The 22,703-nt window shown below is 44.7% G+C and carries 18 protein-coding genes; 11 read left to right on the top strand and 7 right to left on the bottom strand.

All coding sequences use genetic code 11. The features are described 5' to 3' along the window. Nucleotides 1–120: 120 nt before the first annotated feature. Entirely contained in the window at nt 121–2,625 is a 2,505-nt protein-coding gene (locus tag I2I33_RS07340) for an ATP-dependent Clp protease ATP-binding subunit (RefSeq protein ID WP_087422364.1), read from the top strand. 76 nt (nt 2,626–2,701) lie between these two features. Here I2I33_RS07340 and I2I33_RS07335 read toward each other — a convergent pair whose 3' ends face one another. Together I2I33_RS07335 and I2I33_RS07330 are read right to left on the bottom strand one after the other, a co-directional pair. Continuing rightward, nucleotides 2,702–4,693 carry a hypothetical protein gene (locus tag I2I33_RS07335; RefSeq protein WP_087422363.1) on the bottom strand — a complete coding sequence of 664 codons (1,992 nt, stop codon included), beginning with the start codon at nt 4,691–4,693 and terminating at the stop codon, nt 2,702–2,704. 56 nt (nt 4,694–4,749) lie between these two features. Further along, nucleotides 4,750–5,271, bottom strand: a complete 522-nt coding sequence (locus tag I2I33_RS07330; protein ID WP_087422362.1) for a GNAT family N-acetyltransferase — start codon at nt 5,269–5,271, stop codon at nt 4,750–4,752. A 179-nt stretch (nt 5,272–5,450) separates the two neighbouring features. Between I2I33_RS07330 and miaA the strand changes: the two genes are divergently transcribed. Further along, nucleotides 5,451–6,359, top strand: coding sequence for a tRNA (adenosine(37)-N6)-dimethylallyltransferase MiaA (gene miaA / locus I2I33_RS07325; protein WP_195666784.1), 909 nt, complete (start codon nt 5,451–5,453; stop codon nt 6,357–6,359). Nucleotides 6,360–6,482: 123 nt separating this feature from the next. Here the strand turns inward: miaA and I2I33_RS07320 are convergent, their stop codons facing one another. Beyond that, entirely contained in the window at nt 6,483–7,052 is a 570-nt protein-coding gene (locus I2I33_RS07320) for a hypothetical protein (protein ID WP_087422361.1), read from the bottom strand. Between the two features lie 57 nt (nt 7,053–7,109). Beyond that, on the bottom strand, nt 7,110–8,024 hold the full coding sequence (xerD, locus tag I2I33_RS07315; RefSeq protein WP_087422360.1) for a site-specific tyrosine recombinase XerD: 915 nt from the start codon (nt 8,022–8,024) through the stop codon (nt 7,110–7,112). Nucleotides 8,025–8,277: 253 nt separating this feature from the next. Here xerD and aroQ point away from each other — a divergent pair, with 253 nt between their 5' ends. Beyond that, entirely contained in the window at nt 8,278–8,691 is a 414-nt protein-coding gene (gene aroQ / locus I2I33_RS07310) for a type II 3-dehydroquinate dehydratase (RefSeq protein WP_087422359.1), read from the top strand. Nucleotides 8,692–8,767: 76 nt separating this feature from the next. Continuing rightward, nucleotides 8,768–10,168, top strand: a complete 1,401-nt coding sequence (gene pyk / locus I2I33_RS07305) for a pyruvate kinase (protein ID WP_087422358.1) — start codon at nt 8,768–8,770, stop codon at nt 10,166–10,168. A 65-nt stretch (nt 10,169–10,233) separates the two neighbouring features. Here the strand turns inward: pyk and mscL are convergent, their stop codons facing one another. Then, a complete protein-coding gene (mscL, locus tag I2I33_RS07300; protein ID WP_087422357.1) occupies nt 10,234–10,662 on the bottom strand; it encodes a large-conductance mechanosensitive channel protein MscL in 429 nt (142 codons plus the stop codon). 116 nt (nt 10,663–10,778) lie between these two features. Between mscL and I2I33_RS07295 the strand changes: the two genes are divergently transcribed. The 5 genes from I2I33_RS07295 (at nt 10,779) to I2I33_RS07275 (ending at nt 16,282) form a co-directional block, all read left to right on the top strand. After that, nucleotides 10,779–11,678: a cation diffusion facilitator family transporter gene (locus I2I33_RS07295; protein WP_087422356.1), complete on the top strand. Its 900-nt coding sequence runs from the start codon at nt 10,779–10,781 to the stop codon at nt 11,676–11,678. Nucleotides 11,679–11,684: 6 nt separating this feature from the next. Next, nucleotides 11,685–12,317, top strand: coding sequence for a DUF5715 family protein (locus I2I33_RS07290; protein WP_087422355.1), 633 nt, complete (start codon nt 11,685–11,687; stop codon nt 12,315–12,317). Nucleotides 12,318–12,401: 84 nt separating this feature from the next. Further along, nucleotides 12,402–13,553, top strand: a complete 1,152-nt coding sequence (gene araJ / locus I2I33_RS07285; protein ID WP_087422354.1) for an MFS transporter AraJ — start codon at nt 12,402–12,404, stop codon at nt 13,551–13,553. Between the two features lie 301 nt (nt 13,554–13,854). Continuing rightward, nucleotides 13,855–14,955: a redox-regulated ATPase YchF gene (ychF, locus tag I2I33_RS07280; protein ID WP_087422353.1), complete on the top strand. Its 1,101-nt coding sequence runs from the start codon at nt 13,855–13,857 to the stop codon at nt 14,953–14,955. Nucleotides 14,956–14,983: 28 nt separating this feature from the next. Then, nucleotides 14,984–16,282 (top strand): NCS2 family permease, encoded by a 1,299-nt coding sequence (locus I2I33_RS07275; RefSeq protein ID WP_087422352.1) that lies wholly within the window; start codon nt 14,984–14,986, stop codon nt 16,280–16,282. Between the two features lies 1 nt (nt 16,283). Here the strand turns inward: I2I33_RS07275 and I2I33_RS07270 are convergent, their stop codons facing one another. Further along, nucleotides 16,284–17,360: an RluA family pseudouridine synthase gene (locus I2I33_RS07270; RefSeq protein ID WP_027199822.1), complete on the bottom strand. Its 1,077-nt coding sequence runs from the start codon at nt 17,358–17,360 to the stop codon at nt 16,284–16,286. Then, nucleotides 17,357–18,181, bottom strand: coding sequence for a PASTA domain-containing protein (locus tag I2I33_RS07265; RefSeq protein ID WP_087422351.1), 825 nt, complete (start codon nt 18,179–18,181; stop codon nt 17,357–17,359). Before I2I33_RS07265 ends, I2I33_RS07270 begins: the two co-directional genes overlap by 4 nt. A 163-nt stretch (nt 18,182–18,344) precedes the next feature. On the opposite strand from I2I33_RS07265, the gene I2I33_RS07260 reads away from it, so the two are divergent. Together I2I33_RS07260 and I2I33_RS07255 are read left to right on the top strand one after the other, a co-directional pair. Then, a complete protein-coding gene (locus tag I2I33_RS07260; protein WP_087422350.1) occupies nt 18,345–20,123 on the top strand; it encodes a LysM peptidoglycan-binding domain-containing protein in 1,779 nt (592 codons plus the stop codon). 231 nt (nt 20,124–20,354) lie between these two features. Continuing rightward, complete coding sequence (locus I2I33_RS07255; RefSeq protein WP_087422349.1) at nt 20,355–22,538, top strand: RelA/SpoT family protein; 2,184 nt, start codon at nt 20,355–20,357, stop codon at nt 22,536–22,538. Nucleotides 22,539–22,703: the final 165 nt, after the last annotated feature.

Genomic DNA, 22,703 nt, shown 5'->3' with positions numbered 1-22,703 from the left:
TTGGTATATTTTATACGTTGTAAATGCTTGTGGACTTATTTTGAATATTAAAGTATATAGTTTATCTTTACGATAAATAAAAAGTAACAAGTAAAGCCGTGGAAGGGCGGCATTGAAAATATGGGAAAAGAAGATACGAGACGACTAAAACAGATCATGACTTCGGCAGGAGAAGAAGCAAAACGACTGGGGAATTCCAAGATTTACCCGGAGCATTTGTTTTTGGGATTGCTGAAGTTGAGAAGTGGAAGGGCGATTGATATATTAATGTCTTTAGGGTTGGATTTTTACGAGGTGAAAGATAAGATAGAGCAACGCTTGGAGGGGAAACGTTATAAATCCGACAAGGTGGAAAGTCTTGACTTTACATTGGCGGCGAATAGCGTGTTGAAACGCGTGTCCGACGAGGCGTGGGATCTGGGTGATGACGAATTAGACTCGGAACACGTGATGCTGGCAATATTGAGGAATCAAGCTGGCTTTGTGACGAAGCTATTTAAAACGATGAATATTGATTACGACATCTTTAAAGAAGCCGTACTAAAAGAGAAGATGCGGATGCAATCCGAATTTAATGACGAGGGGGATGATCCGGAGGACGGAGACGATGAATCTTCTATGTATAATCCTTATCGTCAAGGAGGTCCTGTTTCTTCCAAATCTGATACTCCCGTGCTGGATAATTTCGGAAATGACATCACGAAAGCCGCGGAAGAGGGAGCTTTGGACCCGATCGTGGGACGTGACCGGGAGATCGAACGTCTGGCACAGATTCTGAGTCGCCGTAAGAAGAATAACCCGGTGTTGATCGGTGATCCGGGGGTTGGTAAATCGGCTATTGCCGAGGGACTTGCCTTGCGTATTGTTCAAAAAAAGGTGTCTCGGGTACTGTTTGACAAGCGGGTGATTTCGCTGGATATAGCCTCTATCGTGGCAGGTACGAAGTACCGGGGTCAATTCGAGGAACGAATGAAAGCGATTCTTGCCGAGCTGGCGAAGAACCGGAATATCATTTTGTTTATTGATGAGATTCACACGATTGTCGGGGCCGGAGGTTCCGGGGGTAATCTGGATGCGGCCAATATGTTGAAACCGGCGTTGGCTCGCGGAGAAATTCAATGTATCGGGGCTACGACGCTAGACGAGTATCGCCAGAATATAGAGAAGGACGGTGCTTTGGAACGTCGTTTCCAAAAGGTGCTGGTGGAACCGACCTCGTTTGACGAGACGGTAGAAATTTTGAATAATATTAAGTCCCGTTACGAGGATCATCATAACGTGCGTTACACGGATGAGGCTATCAAGGCCTGTGTGAAGTTAACAACCCGTTATATCTCCGATCGGGCTTTGCCGGATAAGGCGATTGATGCCTTGGATGAGGCGGGGTCGAGAGTACATATTTCCAATATAAATGTGCCGCCGATTATCGAACAGTTGGAGAAGGACGTGGAAGAGGTGAAGGAGAAGAAGAAGGAGGCCGTGAAACAACAGAATTTCGAGGTGGCAGCCGCTTTCCGGGATAAGGAACGGCAGTTGTTGAAACAATTGGAAGAAGAGAAAGTAAATTGGGAGCGGGATTTGCAGGAAAACCGGGTGACTGTGACCGAAGAGCATATTGCCGAGGTGGTGGCCATGATGACCGGGGTTCCAGTGAAACGTATTGCCAAGACCGAGGGGATGAAGTTGTTGCAGATGCACGATGAATTGAGCGAGAGTGTTGTCGGACAGAAGGAGGCGATCGAGAAAATCGTGAAAGCCATACACCGGAATCGTGCTGGACTGAAAGATCCGAATCGTCCGATCGGTTCATTTATTTTCTTGGGGCCGACGGGTGTCGGAAAGACACAGTTAGCCAAGGTGCTGGCCCGTTACTTGTTTGATACCGAGGATGCGTTGATCCGGATTGACATGAGTGAATACATGGAAAAATTCGCCGTGTCCCGATTGGTAGGGGCGCCTCCGGGGTACGTGGGATACGAGGAAGGCGGGCAGTTGACCGAGAAAGTACGTCGTAAACCGTATTCTGTCGTGTTGCTGGATGAAATCGAAAAGGCTCATCCGGACGTGTTCAATATTCTGTTGCAGTTGTTGGACGACGGACAGTTGACTGATAGTCTGGGGCGGAAAGTGGATTTCAAGAACACGATTGTGATTATGACCTCTAATATCGGTAGCCGTCAGTTGAAAGATTTCGGCCGGGGAATCGGTTTCGGTTCCCAGAACATGGAAGGAAATAGCGAGTATGCGAGAGGGGTTGTTCAGAAAGCGTTGAAAAATGCCTTCTCGCCGGAGTTCCTGAATCGTATTGACGATATTATCATGTTTAATCCTTTGACCAAAGAGGATATTTACAAGATTATCGATATCGAGTTGAAGAGCCTGTTCAAGCGGGTAAATGATCTCGGTTTGGTGATCACGATCTCGAAAGAGGCGAAAGACTTTATTATTGAGAAAGGATATGACCCGCAGTACGGGGCCCGCCCGCTGAAACGAGCTATCCAGAAATATCTGGAGGATGAATTGGCAGAGGTAATTATTAAAGGTATAGCAGAAGGAACGGAACTGGATGTCGGTTATGATAAAGAAAACGATAAATTGGTTATCACTGAGAAGGAAAATAAGTGAAGGTGAAATCGTTTCAATATAAAAAGACAGCCGACTGATTGCAGTCGGCTGTCTTTTTATATTGAAGTAGAAAGATTTATTTTTTGATTACTTTCTGTAAGGCGTGTATCATGGGTTCCACGCTGAGGTCATTTCCCGTGGCTTGGATCATCCACTCGTTCGGGGTAAGACGTCCCAGTCGGTAAATACGATCAACTTCTTGAGCGAAGTTCTTACCGTTGAGGTAATCTTCCAGTTGGAATTCGATGATCTGACCGAAGGCGTAAGCGGACAGGTATAGCGGGTAACTGATCATGTGGGAATAAACGGCTAAAACCGTTTCGTCTTTTTTGCCGAAGACGGGGGCATAGTATTTATTCCATATTTCTTTTGACAAGCTGATAGAGGCTTCTTTTAGCTGTTCTGCCGTCGCGTTCGGGTTTGCGTACAGCCATTCCCAGATGGAGATGTCGAGCATGGAGACTCCCATGATTTCGTACAGGCTCCAAAATTTGTCAAGAATGTCCATCTTGTCCTTTTCCGGGTCGTTGTTTTCAATGCCCAGTAATTGCAGATCCCGTTTTTGGAACACGAAAGCAAGTGCTTCCGTGAAAGCCGTGTTGGGAACTCCGGCCATCATGAAATTGTCTACATTGTACATGGAAATGGTTTGTTCCACGTTGTGGCCGAATTCGTGAACGGCGATATTGTACCCCTTATAATTCATTCCTTCCGCGGGAATACGGGTACGAAGATGGGACTGTTGTCCCTTCATGGCGGCACCCCATGCGTGTCCTGATCCTCGTGCGGCATCCACGGCTATTTTATCACAAATTTCATTTGCTCTTTCGGGGGTAAAACCCAAATGTGTGAGCAGGGAGGGGAGTCCTGCCTTGAAAGCCTCTGCATTCGGGTAAAGTTTTTGTATCTGGGCATCCAGTTTGGCCTCGTCCAGATTACTACGAGGTTTGAAACCATCGTACCAAATATCGTATGCTTCCAGTTTACGGCCTAGACGTTTGGAAATAATCTTGCCGACTTCTTTCAATTCCGGAGAAGTGAGGAATTGGGTGAAAAGAGCTTTTACATCTTCTACCGATACTTCCATTTCTCCCGAAAACTTTCGTTCAATGAAATTCTTGCCGGCATAAGGGTCGATGGCTTTCATGGCGTGGAAGTTATTCAACATACGTTGATAACGTTCTGTTGCCTCCGGGGTTCCCGTGGCAGTTTGTCCGTTTTGAGTGAGTGTGTTCGTGTAAGGATTCCAGTCGTAAGCTCCGGAATTGATGACTTGCACGGGGATCTCCTGCGAGATAATCCGTTTCATGACTTCATAAACGGTGCGTTGCTTATCCAAACCTTCTTTCCCTTTGTTGTAGTTGGCCTTGATTTCGTCTCTTAAATTCCAATGAGTAAGCAAAATTTTATCTTCGGGGAAAAGCTTTTGTCCTTTGGCGTTTAGCACGTGTCCCATGTAAATGTTGTAACTTGAAATATACACGTCCGCATCACTTTCCGCTTTCACTCCAGCTTGAATTAGTTCTGCCGGAACCCGTTGAGTAAACACGTCACCGAGGCGAGCATAGGCCCAAGCCATGCGGTCGTTACTTAGTTTTTCTTTGTCCTGTAAAGGTACTTCCGGGAAGTTAAGGGCAATGATAAAGCCGATTTTGTTGTTGTAAAAATCGTTAATCAAATGAGAGCCGGGACTGTAAGCACCGAACATGGGATCGATGTCATGAAGAGGACCGTTGTCCTGATGCAAGTTTAATTGAAGTTGGAGCGTGATTTCGTTAAAATGTCCCCATAAGGCCTCGAAGTAATGACTTACCTTTTGGAATACCTGTTGTTTTTGTTCCGGGTCTGTAATATAGTTTTTCACGCAAAATTCTTGGAATTCGGAGTTCGTGCCATCTTGTGATTGCCAAAGGTGAGCGACTTGGCGTACTCCGGTTTCGATGGCGGTTGTGTTAGTAACTCCTTTTGCTTGAATGTCGGTAATGGTGGCTTGAATTGTTTTCTCCGGGATTGCAGCTTTCGTCAAGAATCCCGAGAATAGGCATACCAATAATAACGAGTGTTTCATAACCGTTTTAGTTTATAAATTTGAGGGGCTGTAAAACTACAGCCCCTCGATTTGGTTTATTGATTTAGTAGTTGGAAATATACAATGTCTTCCCAGCCGTTTCCCCGGCGGAGCCAGTTTTTTCGGTATCCGGTCTGCACGAAACCGAGTTTCTCGAAAAGTTTGCGACTACCAATGTTTCCACTGGGTACGCTACTATAAATCTGGTTCAGTCCCAGTGTTTCGAAGCAATAGTCGATCATCAGACGGATAGCGGCTGTTGCGTATCCCTGTTTTTGGTTTTCTGTATTGTGGATCATAATCCCGATACCGGCACGCTGATGATATGGATCGAAATCATAGAGATCAACTAATCCAATCCGGGCATTTGTATCCACTCTTTCAATCATCAGGCGGAGTTGCTTGGTGGTATATATATCCAGATGACAAGTTTCGATGTATTTCTTTAACGTGAACAGGGAGAAGGGGGTAAGCGTGTCACTGACTTCCCATAAATCCATATCATTTTCCCATTGATACAGACATTCTAAGTCTTCAGGTTCTAAAGCTCTTAAGCGAATGATGTCATCGTTTATCATAGTTGCTGTTTTATAATTTTTTTCGAATAAGTAGTATTATTTGTCGCTTTCAAATATAACACTTTTTGGCATTAGTTGGTGTTAACATGGAGAAAAAAATAGGTTGGGAGATAAATCTTGCCACTTTTAAAACTATCTTTGTCGGGAAAGTAAACAGGTATCATCATAGAGCAATATTCATGTATAATTTACTGACCATCTTGGGGGCTACGGCCACGGGAAAGACCTCTTTAGCGGTACGTTTAGCTGCGGAATTGAAAGGAGAGATTATTTCAGCCGATTCGAGACAAATTTATCGTGGTATGGATCTCGGTACGGGGAAGGACTTGGACGAGTATGTCCACGAGGGTACGCTTGTACCTTATCATTTGATTGATATTGCCGATGCCGGGTTTCGTTTTAATCTGTTCATGTATCAGCAGGAGTTTTTAAAAGTGTGGCAGGATTGTGAACGTAGGGGTATTTTTCCCGTGTTGTGCGGGGGAAGTGGTTTATACGTGGAGTCCATTTTGAAAGCTTACCGGATGACTCCTGTTCCGGAAAATCCCGAATTACGGGAACGGTTGGCCTGTAAGTCGTTGGCGGAATTATCCGACATCTTGTCCTCCTATCGTTCCTTGCACAACACGACGGATACGGACACGGTAAAGCGGGCGATTCGGGCTATTGAGATTGCCGAGTATTATACTACACATGAACCCGTGAAAGGGGAGTTCCCGGAGATCCGATCTTTGATTGTCGGGGTCCTATTTGATCGTGAGACTCGGCGACAACGGATTACAGAACGTTTACACGCCCGCTTGCAGGCGGGAATGATTGATGAGGTGAAGGGGTTGCTTGACCGGGGAATAAAACCGGAAGACTTGATATATTACGGGTTAGAGTATAAATACCTTACCTTGTATCTTACCGGAGAGTTGACTTATGACGAGATGGTGGAGCAACTGAACATTGCCATTCACCAGTTTGCCAAGCGACAAATGACCTGGTTCCGTAAAATGGAACGGGACGGGTTCGAGATCAAATGGCTGGATGGAAATATGCCTTTAGATGAGAAGGTCGAACAGGTGAAAGAGTGGCTTTATTAATTTTAGATTTTAGATTGAATGATTCAAAGATTTAGTGATTGCCGATTAAATGATTCAGCGATTCTATAATCACCTAATCTGAAATCATTAAATCACGCGATAGATAATCTTGTTGCGGGCAAACTAATCATGACAATGGCAACTACAATCGTGTCCGTGATCGTGATGATGTTCTTCTTCATCCTCTTCTTCTTTGAGGAGCATTTCTTCTAAATGAGGGATAGTGCCTTCCAGTAAGAAGGCGTTGTCTTCATTACTTTCGGATTTTAAACGTTGTATGGCTATGTGAATCTTTTCTTCCGGGATGTTACCGTGTAGGTTTTCAATGACGGTGGAGGCTTCTAGTGCCGCGATGAAGTCTTCATGCAATAACATATCAACGAATACATCCAGATATTCCGAAAAATCAATAGCTGATTCCCAGCATATGCGTAATAAATTGGCTTTTCCGCTACCTTCGGGAGCGTTGATCAATTTATCCATCAAGACCGTTTTGAAGTCGGATTCTTTCACGTCCGAGAGTAAGGCCGTGAGGTTGGTAATGATGTTCGTGTCCTGACTTTGTAACAGGATGTCCAGTAATTCGGGGACGATGGAAATATCACCTTCTTGTTTGATTTGTTCGATGGCCCCTCTAACGATGTCCATGTCATTGCTGGACAACTGTTTCAATATATCTTGTTTGTTTTCCATGTGTTTCTAAATATTTGTATCCAATACTTTTTCGGGTATTGGATACAAATATAAGGATCATTTGCGGGATTTCTTCGCTCTGGGGTGGAAATTTGTGATTGTATCCCGGAGATATGAGTTATCCAGGTGCGTGTAAATTTCCGTTGTCAGAATAGATTCGTGTCCTAGCATGTCTTGAACCGTGCGGATGTCCGCACCGCCGTTTACCAAGTGAGAGGCAAATGAGTGACGGAAGGTGTGGGGGGATACCACTTTATTCAAGCCGGCACGGAGTGCTGTTTCCTTGATAATATTGAATATCATCACGCGGGAAAGAGATTTTCCCATCTTGTTTAAAAAGAGAATATCTTCGAATCCTCTCGCTTTTTTCATTCTGTCGCGATCTTTTTTCAAATAGCAACGGATCTCGTCTTTTGCTTTCGCTCCCAGTGGAACAATCCGTTCCTTGTTTCCTTTTCCCTCGATTTTGATGTATCCTGTTCGGAAGTTAATTTGTGATAACTTCAAGTTGACAAGTTCAGATACGCGCAAACCGCAAGAATATAATGTTTCGAGGATTGCTTTATTACGTTGTCCTTCTTGTTTGGTCAGATCCACAGCGTTAATCATGGCTTCAATTTCTTCTACGCTGAGGACGCTAGGAAGGGTACGTCCGATTTTTGGTGCATCAAGCGAGTTTGCCGGGTTAAGTCCGATGGCTCCATCGTATAACAAATACTTGAAGAAAGATTTGATACTGGATATACTTCTAGCTTGAGTACGGGGAGTAACCCCGGTGTCTTTCAAGGCGGAAATATACTCGTTTAATACGTCATAGGACACTTCTTTCGGATTCAATGTAGGTGTCCGTTGTTCACAATAGGCTCCCAGCTTTCTGATGTCATTCAAATAAGCTTCCACCGAGTTGGTTGATAGTGATTTTTCTAAAATCAAATAAGTCCGAAAACTATCTATCGCTTCGTTCCAAGTCATTTTTAGCTGTGTTACAAAATAAATAATACAAATTCTAATTCACCACTTTAAACCTATCTCAAGAGTATTCTGATAGATTTTCGCCAGATAAAGGTATAAGTTTTTTCTTTGAGTTGTAACAGTTTTGTCAAGTTTAACACTCATAATTTTTATTATTAGACCTTGTAATCGAAATTTAATACCTAAATCCGGCTTGAAATGTCCGGTCTCATCGTTTTTTTTGTTAATTTTGTATTCAGTAAAAACGGTGAATATGAAGATATTGATTTTAAACGGTCCCAATCTTAATCTTTTGGGAATCAGGGAAAAAAATATTTACGGGGAAACCTCTTTCGAGGAGTACTTGTCGGGGTTGAGAGATTTCTACACGATGGTCGAGATCGATTATTACCAGTCGAACGTGGAGGGGGAGCTTATCAATAAAATTCATGAAGTGGGATTCTCCTATGACGGGATTATTTTGAATGCTGGAGCCTACACGCATACTTCGATTGCTATCGCGGATGCTATTTCGGCGATTCCCTGTCCCGTGATCGAGGTTCATATTTCTAACACGGCAAAACGGGAAGCTTTCCGTCATGTTTCTTTCCTAACTCCTGTTTGCCGGGGGGTAATTACCGGTTTCGGGTTGAAATCCTACGAACTGGCGTTACAGGCTTTTATGTGAGCGGCTTCGCCGCGTTGCAGGTTGGCGAGTTACAGGTTGGGGAAATACGCGAAGAATAACTATTATTATTAATGATATGAAGAAGACTAAGATTGTGGCTACCATATCTGACAAAAGATGTGAGGTAGAGTTTTTAGAGAAGTTATATCGTGCCGGGATGAACGTGGTACGGTTGAATACAGCTCATCAGGATATGGAGCAGGCGTTGAAGGTGGTGGAGAATGTTCGGAAAGTTTCGGATAATATCGCCATCTTGATCGACACGAAAGGGCCGGAGGTGAGAACAATGCTTATGGATGAACCGATGCACGTGGACCGGGGAGAAACGATTTACTTAACGGGTGATCCGGAGTTGAAAATGGAAGGAAAATTAATTCACGTGTCCTACCCTTATTTTGCAGAGGATATAAAAGTAGGAGATAAGGTGCTGGTGGACGATGGGGATGTGAAGCTAGTCGTTGTGGAGAAAAAGGATCATTATTTGGAAATGATGGTGACAAACGAGGCTGTTATCAAGAATCGTAAGAGCGTGAACGTGCCGGGAGCTTCCTTGAAATTGAAATCTTTAAGTGATAAGGACCGGGCATTTATTGATTTTGCAATAGATAATAATCTGGATTTTATAGCTCACTCCTTCGTGCGTAATAAAGAGGATGTTATGGCGATACAGGCTATTCTGGATGCCCGGGGAAGTAAGATCAAGGTCATTGCCAAGATCGAGAATCAAGAGGGGGTGGATAATATTGACGAGATTCTGGATTACGCTTACGGGGTGATGGTTGCCCGCGGAGATTTAGGGATCGAGATCGAGGCGGAGAAAATCCCTAAAATTCAACGATATATTGTTAAAAAATGTATTGAGAGTAAGAAGCCCGTGATTATTGCCACGCAGATGTTACACACGATGATCGAGCATCCTAGGCCGACTCGTGCGGAAATTAGTGATATTGCGAATGCCGTTTACATGGGTACTGATGCGATCATGTTAAGCGGGGAAACGGCTTACGGAGCATATCCCGAAGAGGCGGTAACCGTGATGCGTGAAGTGGCAGAGGAGAACGAGGGAACTGTTCCGCCGGATGCGGGGAGAAGTCTGGTTCGTATAAATAACGAGATTACGGCAGCGTTGGCTCGTTCGGCAGTGAAAACTGCATTGATGTTACCGATTAAGGCGATTGTGGTTGATACGCTTTCCGGACGTACAGCCCGTTACCTGTCGGCTTTCCGGAGTGACTTGCCTGTTTACGCTCGGTGCTATAATGAACGGGTTATGCGAGAATTGGCTCTCTCGTTCGGGGTGTATCCCTATTATACTGAAAAACCGATGTCCCGGGATGAGTTTATGAATGATCTGCCGGAAATGTTGATGCAGAATGGCATTAAGGCTGATGACTACGTGGTGGTTGTCGGGGGAAGTTTCGGGCATGGTAAAGGAGCCTCGTTTATTGAGGTATGTAAGATTGGGGAAATCCGCTAGGTTAATTTTAAATTTTAGATTTTAAATTTGAGAATTCAATCTCAAATTTAAAATCTAAAACTTTATCAATGTTTGTCTTTCAAGATGTCCCGGATTTCAGTCAATAGTACTTCTTCTTTCGACGGGGCGGGAGGAGCTGCCGGAGCCGGGGTTTCTTCTTTTTTCGTTCTCAATTTATTCATGAATTTGATGGCGATAAAGATTGAGAATGCAATGATCAAAAAGTCGATCGTTGTTTGAATAAAGTTACCATAGTTGAGGGTGACGGCTTCGACCATTTTTCCCGTAGCCTCGTTCATGTGGGCTTTTTGTAACACGATGTGTAAATTGGAAAAATTCATACCACCGATAAGCATACCGATGGGAGGCATGATAATGTCACTAACTAATGAAGACACGATTTTCCCGAATGCCCCACCGATAATGATACCGACGGCCATATCGACTACATTTCCCTTCAGGGCAAAAGCTTTAAATTCATCTAAAAGTTTCATGTTCTGATTCGTTTTATAATTTAAGTGTTTGAACGTTTAAACATTTAAAATGTTCTAAATTTCTACGGTAAAATTACATTAATTCTCGTAACTTTGTAAGCGTTTAACTATTGTCAATGGAAAAGGAAAGTCGGGAAAAGCAAATATATAGGGTTACAATTGTCGGTTCAATTGCTAATTTCTTTTTGTTAGTGTTTAAGTTCGTGGCGGGAATATTGGGACAAAGTAGTGCTATGATTGCGGATGCCGTACATTCTTTGTCAGATTTCGTGACGGATATTATCGTGCTGGTTTTCGTGAAAGTTTCTGCTAAACCGAAGGATGCGGGACATGATTACGGGCATGGTAAATATGAGACACTAGCAACGGCAATTATCGGTATCGTTTTGTTAATGGTTGGAACAGGGATTTTCTGGAACGGGTTGAATCAGATACTTGCTTTTTATCGGGGAGAAGAATTGGGTAGTCCCGATTTTATAGCCTTGGTTGCGGCTCTTGTTTCGATCGTGGTGAAAGAAATCCTGTACCGTTATTCGGTTATCGTCGGGCGTAAGGTGCAAAGCCAAGCTGTCGTGGCGAATGCTTGGCATCATCGTTCGGATGCGTTCTCGTCCATTGGTACGGCTTTAGGTATTGCCGGGGCGATTTTTCTGGGAAAAGATTGGCGGGTGCTTGACCCGATTGCGGCCGTTGTCGTGAGTGTTTTCATCGTGAAAGTATCTATTCAACTCTTGATCCCTTGTTTAAATGATTTATTGGAGCGCTCTTTGCCGGAAGAGATCGAGAAAGAGATCATCACGATAATAAATGAAGACTTGCAAATAAAAGACCCTCATAATTTGAGAACTCGTCGGATCGGGAATGATTTTGCGATAGAGATACATATCCGTTTGCAGCCAGAGATGACCGTTCGGGAAGCTCATGTGGTTGCTACCGGGATCGAGAATCGTTTGAGGGCTAAATACGGATCGCGTACTCACGTGGCCGTGCATGTGGAACCTGTGAAAAATGAATAGATATAGATGAGAAGAACGGAGTGGTATTACACGATAGCGTGCGTGTTGTTGATATTGGTTGGGGCTTGTAAGGAAAACGAAAAGAGTAAAAAGCCTTTTGTTTATTTTAAAAATTACCAGAGAACTTTTAATGATTTAAATGACAGGCATCTGTCATCCGCCAAGCGATTGGGTATTACTCCATTGAAATCGTCGGAGGATTTGAGTAAGGCAGACCGGAATTTAAAAGAGATTAAATCCTGCAAATTGTTTCAAGTGGATAAATTAACACATTCGGAGCCTTATCTTGTACCGGAGGCCTGTGATTTATTGGCTGATATTGCCCGGAATTTTAAAGACTCCCTGTATCAGAAAGGCCTGCCTTCCCATAGTATTATCGTGACAAGTGTGTTACGAACGGGGTCCAGCGTGAAGAAATTGCGGAGGAGTAATGGAAATGCTAGTGCCAATTCCGCTCACGTGTACGGGACTACTTTTGACGTGGCATATACGCGTTTCAAAAAAGACGGGCGTAAAGACGCCCCGGAGGAAAAATTGAAAAGTGTGTTAGCCGACGTGTTGCAGGATTTGCGTTTGCAAAAGAAATGTTACGTTCGTTACGAGTTTAAGCAAGGTTGTTTTCATATTACAGCGAGATAACATAATCGTAAGATTGTTTATACTTTATTCTGTATCACGTTATTCTTTATTTTTTTATTTTTGCGACGATAAAGAAAAACGTGTATGAAGAAGAGTCTTATTGCTTTAGCTTTTGGTACGCTTGGTCTTGGAATAGCCGAGTTTGTGATGATGGGGATATTGCCTGATGTGGCTCGAGACTTAGGAATCAGTATCGCTACAGCCGGTCATTTGATTTCGGCCTATGCTTTGGGAGTTTGTGTCGGGGCTCCCATGTTGATCTTGGCACGCAGATATCAGTTAAAGTATATCTTGATGTTTTTGGTGGGAGTAATGATGCTGGGAAATGTTTGTGCGGCTTTATCTCCTAATTACTGGGTGATGCTTGTGGCCCGTTTCATTTCGGGATTACCGCACGGGGCTTATTTCGGGGTGGCATCTATTGTCGCCGAGAAGTTAGCGGATAAGGGGAGAGGGTCAGAGGCGGTATCTATCATGATTGCGGGAATGACGATCGCTAACTTGTTCGGGGTTCCGCTGGGGACGGCTTTAAGTGCCTCGATTTCCTGGCGTTTGACCTTCTTGCTCGTTGGATGTTGGGGCGTTATTATTCTTTATTATATGTGGCGTTGGGTGCCACGGGTAGAAAATTTGCCGGATACCGGTTTGAGGGGGCAGTTCCGTTTTTTGAAATCTCCGGCACCTTGGTTGATTCTGGGGGCAACGTTGTTGGGTAATGGGGGAACCTTTGCTTGGTATAGCTACGTGACTCCCTTACTAACGAATATTGCCGGATTCCCGGCTCGTATGATCACGTTCCTTATGGTGCTTGCCGGTTTTGGAATGGTGGTGGGAAATCTGGCTGGGGGACGTTTGTCCGATCGGTTTTCCCCGGGACGAGTGGCTGCCTTTGCACAAGGAATGATCTGTGTTGCATTGCTTTTTATTTTTTTCTTCGCTCATATATCTTGGTTGGCAGTGGGGTTGATGTGTTTGTGTACAGCCGGTCTGTTTGCAGTTTCGAGCCCACAGCAGGTGTTGCTAATTCGTTATTCAAAAGGAGGGGAGATGTTAGGTGCGGCTAGTGTACAGGTGGCATTTAACTTGGGAAATGCGATCGGTGCTTATGTTGGGGGATTACCTTTGCAAGCTGGAATGAGTTACTCTTACCCGGCACTAGTGGGTGCGCCTTTTGCATTTGTCGGGTGTCTTTTGTTGGTAACTTTTTTCCGAAAATATGAACGTCGTACGATTTGATCTGATATAGTCCGGTAATAGGCTCAATCTGGCTTGTACTACAATCTCTCCGGTGTCTCGTTGATGTCCGGATTGTATCTGAAGGTAAAGTTTGGGAAAAGTTAACCTTCCGCGTCGGTAACTTATCGGTAACTTATCGGTAAGTTATCGATAAGTTACGGGTGAGATACAGGTGAAACACATAAGAGACAGCGGAGTATGTATTATTAAAAAGAATCATTATCTTTGTCGGCCGAAAAAATGCATTCCACGAGTGTGGCGTGCTGGCAGGTTAGGTAATAATTAAAATGACAAAAATATAATGGGTTTACAATGTGGAATAGTCGGTTTGCCAAACGTGGGGAAATCGACGTTATTTAATTGTTTGAGTAATGCGAAGGCGCAATCGGCAAATTTCCCTTTTTGCACGATCGAACCGAACGTGGGAGTGATTACCGTGCCGGACGAGCGACTGAATAAATTGGTCGAGTTGGTACAGCCTCAAAATGTGGTACCTGCCGTGGTGGAGATCGTGGATATTGCTGGGTTAGTGAAAGGTGCGAGTAAAGGTGAAGGTTTAGGAAATAAATTTTTGTCTAATATCCGGGAAACGGATGCTATAATTCACGTGTTACGTTGTTTTGATGATAATAATATCGTACACGTGGATGGTAATGTCGATCCGATCCGGGACAAGGAGACGATTGATACAGAGTTGCAGTTGAAAGACTTGGAAACGGTGGAAAGCCGTTTGGCAAAAGAGGAGAAGAAGGCACAGACCGGAGGGGATGCAAAGGCGAAACGTCTGGTCGAGGTGTTGCATTTATATAAAGATGCGTTGGTGCAGGGAAAATCCGCTCGTTCCGTGCAATTAAACGATTTACAGCAGGAGGCCGCGAAAGAGTTGATGTTGCTGACGAATAAACCTATTTTGTACGTTTGTAACGTGGATGAGGCTTCTGTTGTGACGGGAAATAAATACGTGGATGCCGTGCGGGAAGCCGTGAAGGACGAGGGGGCAGAAGTATTGGTGATCGGTGCCGCTATCGAGGCGGATATTGCCGAGTTGGACACGTACGAGGAGAAACAATTGTTTTTGCAGGATTTGGGACTGGAGGAAGCCGGGGTGAATAAATTAATTCGTACGGCTTACAAGTTGTTGAATTTGCGTACTTATTTTACGGCAGGCCCGAAGGAGGTGAGGGCGTGGACTTTTAAGAACGGGATGAAAGCCCCGCAGACGGCTGGGATTATTCACACGGATTTCGAAAAAGGTTTTATTCGTGCGGAAGTGATTAAATACGAGGATTTTATAGCCTTGGGATCCGAGGCAAAATGCAAGGAAGCCGGGAAGATGTCGGTGGAAGGAAAAGAGTACGTGGTGCAGGATGGGGATATGATGAACTTCCGTTTTAACGTGTAATGAGGGCATAGTTTTATCCTGGATAAAGATGATATTAAAAAAACTTTTTGGATTTGATCCCAGCGTGATGAAGGTAAAGACAGAGATCATGGCTGGGGTCACTACTTTTTTAACGATGTCGTATATTCTTGCCGTGAATCCGGATATTCTTTCGGCGGCATCGATGGACCGGGGAGCCGTGTTCACGGCTACAGCTTTGGCAGCATCTTTTGCCACGCTGGTGATGGCTATTTTGGCGAAATTACCTTTTGCCCTGGCTCCGGGTATGGGGTTGAACGCTTTTTTTGCCTTTACGTTAGTGCAGGGCATGGGATATTCCTGGGAGAGTGCCTTGGCTGCCGTTTTTATCGAGGGGCTAGTGTTTATCCTGTTGACCGTGTTTAATATACGGGAGTTGATCGTGAATGCTATTCCCGAAACGTTGAGACATGCCATATCCGTTGGAATTGGTTTGTTTATTGCTTTTTTAGGATTACAAAAGGCCGGGTTGATCGTGGCTAATCCTGCAACATTTGTTTCTTTAGGCGAGTTTACTCCATCGACGTTGTTGGCCGTGGGAGGAATTATTATCGGGGGAGTGTTGGTTGCACGGAAAGTGAAGGGGGCTCTTTTCTACGCGATCGTGGCGGTCACGTTATTAAGTATTCCTTTGGGGATTACCCGGATACCGGAAGGCTTTTCTTTAGTATCGATGCCTCATTCTCTGGAGCCGGTCTTTTTCAAGCTGGATTTTCATTCTTTGTTGTCCCCGAATATGTTGATTGCGATTTTCTCGCTCGTGTTCATGGATATTTTTGATACTTTAGGAACATTAGTCGGTACGGCAAATAAAGTGGGAATGGTGAAACCTGATGGGAGTATCCCGAAGTTGAAACCTGCGATGATGGCGGATGCTGTGGGAACAACGGTCGGGGCTTTGCTCGGAACGTCAACCACCACGACTTACGCTGAGAGTACTGCCGGTATTGCCGAAGGTGGGCGTTCCGGTTTGACAGCTGCTGTTGTTAGCGGATTGTTCATTGTCGCTCTGTTCTTTGCCCCGTTCTTTTTGTTGGTTCCGGGCATCGCTACGGCAGGGGTATTGGTGATCGTGGGGAGTTTTATGTTTGATGCGGTGAAGAAAATTCGTTTTGATGATATGACCGAGGCTTTTCCTGCTTTCGTGACTATTATCATGATGCCGTTGACTTATTCGATTGCGGAGGGTATCGTGTTGGGGCTGTTGACTTACGTGTTGCTTAAATTGTTTGCGGGTAAATATCGAGAGTTAAATCTCACGATGTATATACTCTCGATATTGTGTATTTTGAAATACGTGTTTGTCTAGGTTATTCAATATCTTCCAGTTCCCGGTTTGCCACGTAGCCCCGCCATTTTTCAATGAGCTGTTGAATGTCCTGTGGTATTTCGGAATTGAAGTCCATCCATTTGCCTGTTCCCGGGTGTTCAAAACCAAGGGTTTTGGCATGTAATGCTTGTCGGGGACAGAGGGCGAAACAATTTTGCACGAATTGTTTATACTTCGTGAAAGTGGTCCCTTTCAGTATTTCATTACCACCATATTCCGGATCATTGAATAGCGGATGTCTGATTGATTTGAAATGAGCCCGGATTTGGTGGGTACGTCCGGTTTCCAGCACGCATTCCACGACATTCACGTAGCCCAAGCGTTCCAGCACGTGATAGTGAGTCACGGCGTGTTTGCCGTAGTCGCTACCTTCCGGGAATACACCCATGATTTTCCGGTTAGAGATACTCCTTCCGATGTTACCGATAATCGTTCCGTTGTCATTTTCCAAGTTCCCCCAGCATACGGCCACGTATTTCCGACTAGAGGTTTTATGAAAAAATTGGGAAGACAATTTGGTTTTAGCTTCTTCCGTTTTGGCAATGACCAGCAGGCCGGAAGTGTCCTTGTCTATCCGGTGAACCAACCCGGGGCGGGGATCGTTTTCTTTGAATAACGGATTCCCTTTCAAGTGCCATGCCAAAGCGTTCACGAGAGTCCCCGTGTAATGCCCGTAGGAAGGATGTACCACCATGCCCGGTTCTTTGTTAATGACTAGCAGGTAGTCGTCCTCGTACACGATGTTTAGAGGAATATCTTCCGGTATGACCCGTATTTCCCGTTTCGGGTGGGGGAGCATCAAGGTAACGATGTCTTTGGGTTTTACCCGGTAATTGGATTTTACCGGTTTATTATTGACCTGTACACATTGGGCCTCTGCAGCTTCTTGTATTTTTGTACGGGATACGTTGGGTAACCGATCGACCAGAAACCGATCAATGCGCAGTAAATTTTGGCCGGGATCAACTTCCAGACGGAAATGTTCATACATTTCTTGCTCTTGTTCCGGTTCGTCCTCGCCCAGTTCTTCTAAATCTTCTACTTCTTCTTCTATCATGGTTGTAGCTCCTCAATGGACAGGGAGTCCAGTGCCATTATTTTTTCTTTATCTTTCGTGAGGTAGAGCGTGATGTCTCCCCCCATCTTCATCGTCATGTTCTCTTCGAATTCAGGCTCTTGCTGGTATATAATTGCCGTGGATTGGTCCGCCTCGGTTTTGACCGTGTTGTCGGGTTGGATTTCACCCACGTTTAAGAATGCCCGCAATAGCATGGCTTTTGCCTCTGCCAGTGTCTTCCCCACTAACGATGGGATGGCTACTTGGTCATTGGACGTATTCCCGTTCCCGAGTACAATATCCACCGTTTCTCCTTTTTGTATCAAACTATTGGGTTCGATGATGTTGCCCTCGTATTTGAAATCAAGTACTAGGTTTTTGAAGTTGGAAGGAACGTATTCGATTCTTCCAACGTTGAGTCCCAAGTTCTTCAATCGTTGCAAGGATTGACGGAAGGCCACGTTGCGAAGGTTCGGGAAAATGATTTTTTCCGGGGCATTGGCGTTGATGGTCAGTTGAATGGCCCGGTTGTTCTTCACGTGAGCATTCGGTGACGGGAATTGTTCTACGATAGTTCCCGGTTTGGCATTATTGTCATAGATAGAATCGATGACAAGGATTTGCAAATTCTTCTCTTTGGCGAAAGGTTCCGCCTCGTCGGGAGTGAGTCCCCGGAGTTCGGGAACAGTAATATAGTAACCATGATTCGTGTATTTCTCCAATCGATTCAACACGATGTACCCGATCAGGAACAACACGATGCAGGCTACGGCTATGTTGATCAATAACACGATGATATGTCCTTTTTTAAAGAAACCCATAGAGTGTGTAACGTTTGTAAATTTATAAAACTTGCCGTGTTCATCACTACTGAACACGGGCAGTGCTGGTATTGAAATACCTTAACTTTGCAAAAATAGCAGAGATTTTTCAATTATCACTACTATTTTACTATTTTTGCTTTGAAAATAAGAAGTGATAAAGATGGTAAGATTCATTTTAGTATTCCTGTTGCTGGGTTTGACGGGTTATGTCGGGGCGCAGGAAATCAAGATAGAGAAATCGACAGAGAAAATCGTGTATCAGGGAAAGTCCTATTATCTCCATACGGTGAAAGCCAAGGAAACGCTTTTTTCCATATGTAAGGCTTACGGTGTCTCCGTGGATGAAGTGAAAGCATTAAATGATAAGAGTGACAATGCTCTTTCGATTGGGGACGTGTTGAGAATTCCTGTGGTCGAACCCTTTAAATCTATTGATGATAAGTTTTATTATCACCGGATGAAACCGAAAGAGACGCTATATTCTCTTTCCCGGAAGTTTAATATCAAGATGAAACGAATTCTGAAAGATAATCCGGAGTACGACGTGAGCCGACCGATCGCGGAAGGTGCTGTCGTGAAATTGGCATTGAGGCAGATTGATCGGACCGTGTTGGAGGCTGAATTACGTTGGGAAAAACGTCAGGCGAAAGAGGTTCAACAAGCTCGGCGTGAAGAGATGGAAAAACACGAGGAAAGTCATCCGAATACTTTCCCGCCTGCCCGCGATTCATTGGAAGGAATGGTGCAGCAGGTTGTGGGTGATACCGTGTTTATTATTCCTGAAGTTGCTCATGAGCAACGCCACGTGAAAGTTGCTCTTATGTTGCCTTTGTACGTGAAGGAAAACAAGTTGCCCTTATCTGAGGAGGAAATTCCGGTGGACACGCTGGGTGTGAATATACGGAACGAGCGTTGGCGTTTATCTTCTCGCACGGAACCTTTCCTGCAATTTTATCAGGGGGTATTGATGGCCGTGGATAGTTTGAAACGGCAGGGATACACGATCGATTTGCATGTTTATGACACGGAACGTGATCCCAATACCGTGCAACGTTTGGTAGGGGAATTGAATTTGTTATCTCCGGATTTGATTATTGGTCCCGTGTACGCGAACACGTATAAGGTGGTTGCCGAACAGCTAGGAAACCGGACGATTCCGATGATTTTCCCGCTTTCTTCACGGGGAGGAGATTTAGTCCGTTTCCCGAATTTCGTGCAGTTGAATACGTCTACGGTTTCTCTGGTAGAAGAGATGGCGGACTGGATTGTCGCGAACGGTACGCAGGCTCATCTGATAAATATCATTCCCGATGGGGGAGTTCGCACCGGGGAAGAGAGTCGTTTGACAGATCTGGTACGGAGTCGCTTACAGGCGAACGGGATGGAAGATATGACGAATTGTCAATGGCGACCTCAAATGCATTTGGATTCATTACGCAAGATTATGAGGCCGGGAATGGAAAATATGATCTTGTTTCCAACTATAAATGAAGCGGCGGCCAGTCGGACGTTGCCCGTGTTGTCTGCACTGGCAGATCAGTTCCGGATCACGGTAATTGGTTTCCCCGATTGGTTGAAATTTACTTCTATCGACGAGGAAGTGTTGTTTAAGTTGAACGTGAAGATGATGGCGAATAGTTACGTGGATTATCAAGGTGATGTGGCTAAAGAGTTTTCCGCGAAACACCGGGATTATTTTTATTCGGAGCCAAGTAATGTGGTGAACCGGGCGTTTGACATTGTTATGTGCTTTATCCCCTTGGTCGACATGGAACGTGGGAATACCTTGAACGTGTTGCGGGAAAAGGATATAAGCGGGGTATTTACCCGTTTCCGGTTTCATCCGGTGAATGGATTTGGTGGTTTGGAGAATCGGGGGCTGTTCTTGATTAACTATGGTCGGAATTTCGAGATTATCGTGAAACCGGTAGTCAAATAATTCAGATTTTTTCACGGTGATAGCATAAAAGAACGACAGTAACGATACGGTTTTATCCTGTGTAGCTTGAAATAAATTAATTTTAGGGGCTTGCGGGTAACCTTTGGCCGGGTATTGTCGTTGTCCTGCATAATTAGTTGTTATTACATCTTGAATAGAATGAAAATCGGGGAGTACGGCATTTTTTTTGATATGATTAATAGGAATTGGAATTTACTAAATTAACCTGTTATGGCAGAAACTACGACATACATTACTGTACAACAAAAATATAGATCTTTATTAAAGTCATGTAAGAACTTGATTTCAACCGAGGATATTCGTCTCGTGCGAAAAGCTTTCGACACGGCAATGAGCAGCGAGGCAAATTCACGAGCGGTTACCGAGAAAGATATTCATCGTTTGCTGGATACCGGATTAATTATCACGTCCGAGATCGGGTTGGGGAGGACTTCTATTATTTGTTTGATGTTGCATCGGGCAATAGAGTCCGGAACGTTGAAATTGGAACAGATAAAAACGGTATTTGGAGAGAAAGTAGCCCAGATATTAGCCGGTTTACGGGATATAAGCCATATCTACGCTACTCACCGGGTGGTGGATTCCGAAAATTTCCGGAAATTACTACTGAGTTTTGCTGAAGATGTACGGGTGCAGTTGATTTTTCTGGCGGAAAAATTGTATGATTTACGACATGCCGAGACTTTACTTCCGGAACAACAACGGGAGTTAGCCCGGGAAACCAGTTATATCTACATTCCTTTTGCCCATCGTTTAGGTTTGTATAATATCAAATCGGAGATGGAAGACCTCGCTTTGCGTTACGGGGAGCCTGAGGTGTACAAGGAGATTTCTTTGAAGCTGGAAGGAACACGGGAGGCCCGTGAAAAATATATCAACGAGTTTATTGCCCCTATCGTGGAAGAATTCAATAACCGGGGAATTAAATTCAAGGTGAAATGGCGTACCAAGACGATCGCTTCGATCTTGAACAAGATGCGGAAGAAACAGGTGGAGTTCGAGGAAATCTATGACATATTCGCGGTTCGTTTTATACTGGATAGCAGGGGGCCGGAAGAGAAGGCCGATTGTTGGAGGGCATATTCGATCGTGGCCGACAAGTACACGCCTAACCCGCAGCGATTGCGGGATTGGATTTCAGTGCCTAAATCCAATGGTTATGAATCATTGCAGACCACCGTTCTCGGACCTAATAACCGATGGGTGGAAGTGCAGATTCGTACGGAACGGATGGATGAGATTGCAGAAAAGGGATTCGCGGCTCACTGGAAGTACAAGGGGGGAACGGCGGATAAGGCTATAGAGGAGTGGCTGACTGAGTTACGAGAGATATTGGAGAGTTCGGAAGTCGGAGCCGTGGATATGCTGGACGATATTAAAATTAACCTGCAAGATAAGGAGGTACACGTGTTTACCCCGGCGGGAGATTTGAAGACTTTACCGGCGGGTGCGACGTTACTTGACTTTGCTTATGCTATCCACACGGCCGTGGGATCCCGTTGTGTAGGAGGAAAGGTAAACCAACGTAACGAGACCTTGCGCTATGTGTTGAAGAACGGGGATCAGGTATCCATCCTAACCTCGAATAATCAACAGCCGAATGCCGACTGGCTGAATATTGCCACGACTTCGAAAGCTCGTAACAAGATTCGTCAGTTTCTCACCGAAGATTCGCGGGCTCAGGCCACACTGGGTAAGGAAATGTTGGCTCGTCGGTTTAAGAATTGGAAGTTAGAGTTGACGGACGAGGTGATTCATCGTTTGCAACAACACTATAAGTATAAGTTTGCTATCGATCTTTACCAGGCGATTGCCGAGGAAAAGTTGGATATGGCGGAGATCAAGGAGTTCATTACTCGCCCGAAAGAGGAGGAACGTACGGTTGCTACCCCAAGAGAAGAGGTGCAGGTTACCCCGTCCCGCCCGATTAGTGAAGATGTGTTGTTGATCGACCGGAACGTGGATAACGTGGTGTACAAGTTCGCCCGTTGCTGTAACCCGGTATTCGGGGATGATATTCTGGGATTCGTTTCTATTGGTGAGGGAATTAAGATTCACCGGACCCAGTGTAAGAATGCTCTTGATTTGCAGCGTCGCTACCCGTACCGAATCGTGCAGGCGGCTTGGACGAATGCCGGGGCGACTTCCTACCAGACGGTGTTGAGTATTGTGGGGCGTGAAGATGCGGGAATGGTGACCAAGATTACCGAGGTGATAGCGAAGGACCCGAAGATCACGTTACGGGGATTGTCCATTAATTCGAGCGAGGGATTATTTGACGGGCAAATCACCGTGTTGGTTAGTGATACGGAACATTTGTCACAACTGATTTCCCGGTTGAAACGTATACAGGGGGTCATGCGGGTATATCGTCATGATTCTGTGAAAGAGTAGTTTTATGTTGATTTCTCGTATATTTGTTGTAATCAGGTAGGTTTTATTTGACTATCAACAGATTGGATAAAACTCGCACGAGAACGGGTGGAAAATATAAAGTCACTTGACCCACTATTATAAAAATCACCTGACCCACCTTTATAACCGAAACTGACCCACTTA

Source organism: Butyricimonas sp. BSD2780061689_150309_C8, assembly GCF_015560935.1.
In the GTDB taxonomy this organism is placed as follows: domain Bacteria; phylum Bacteroidota; class Bacteroidia; order Bacteroidales; family Marinifilaceae; genus Butyricimonas; species Butyricimonas paravirosa.
The sequence above is the reverse complement of the archived record's forward strand: the minus strand, read 5'-3'. Positions and strand labels throughout refer to the sequence as shown.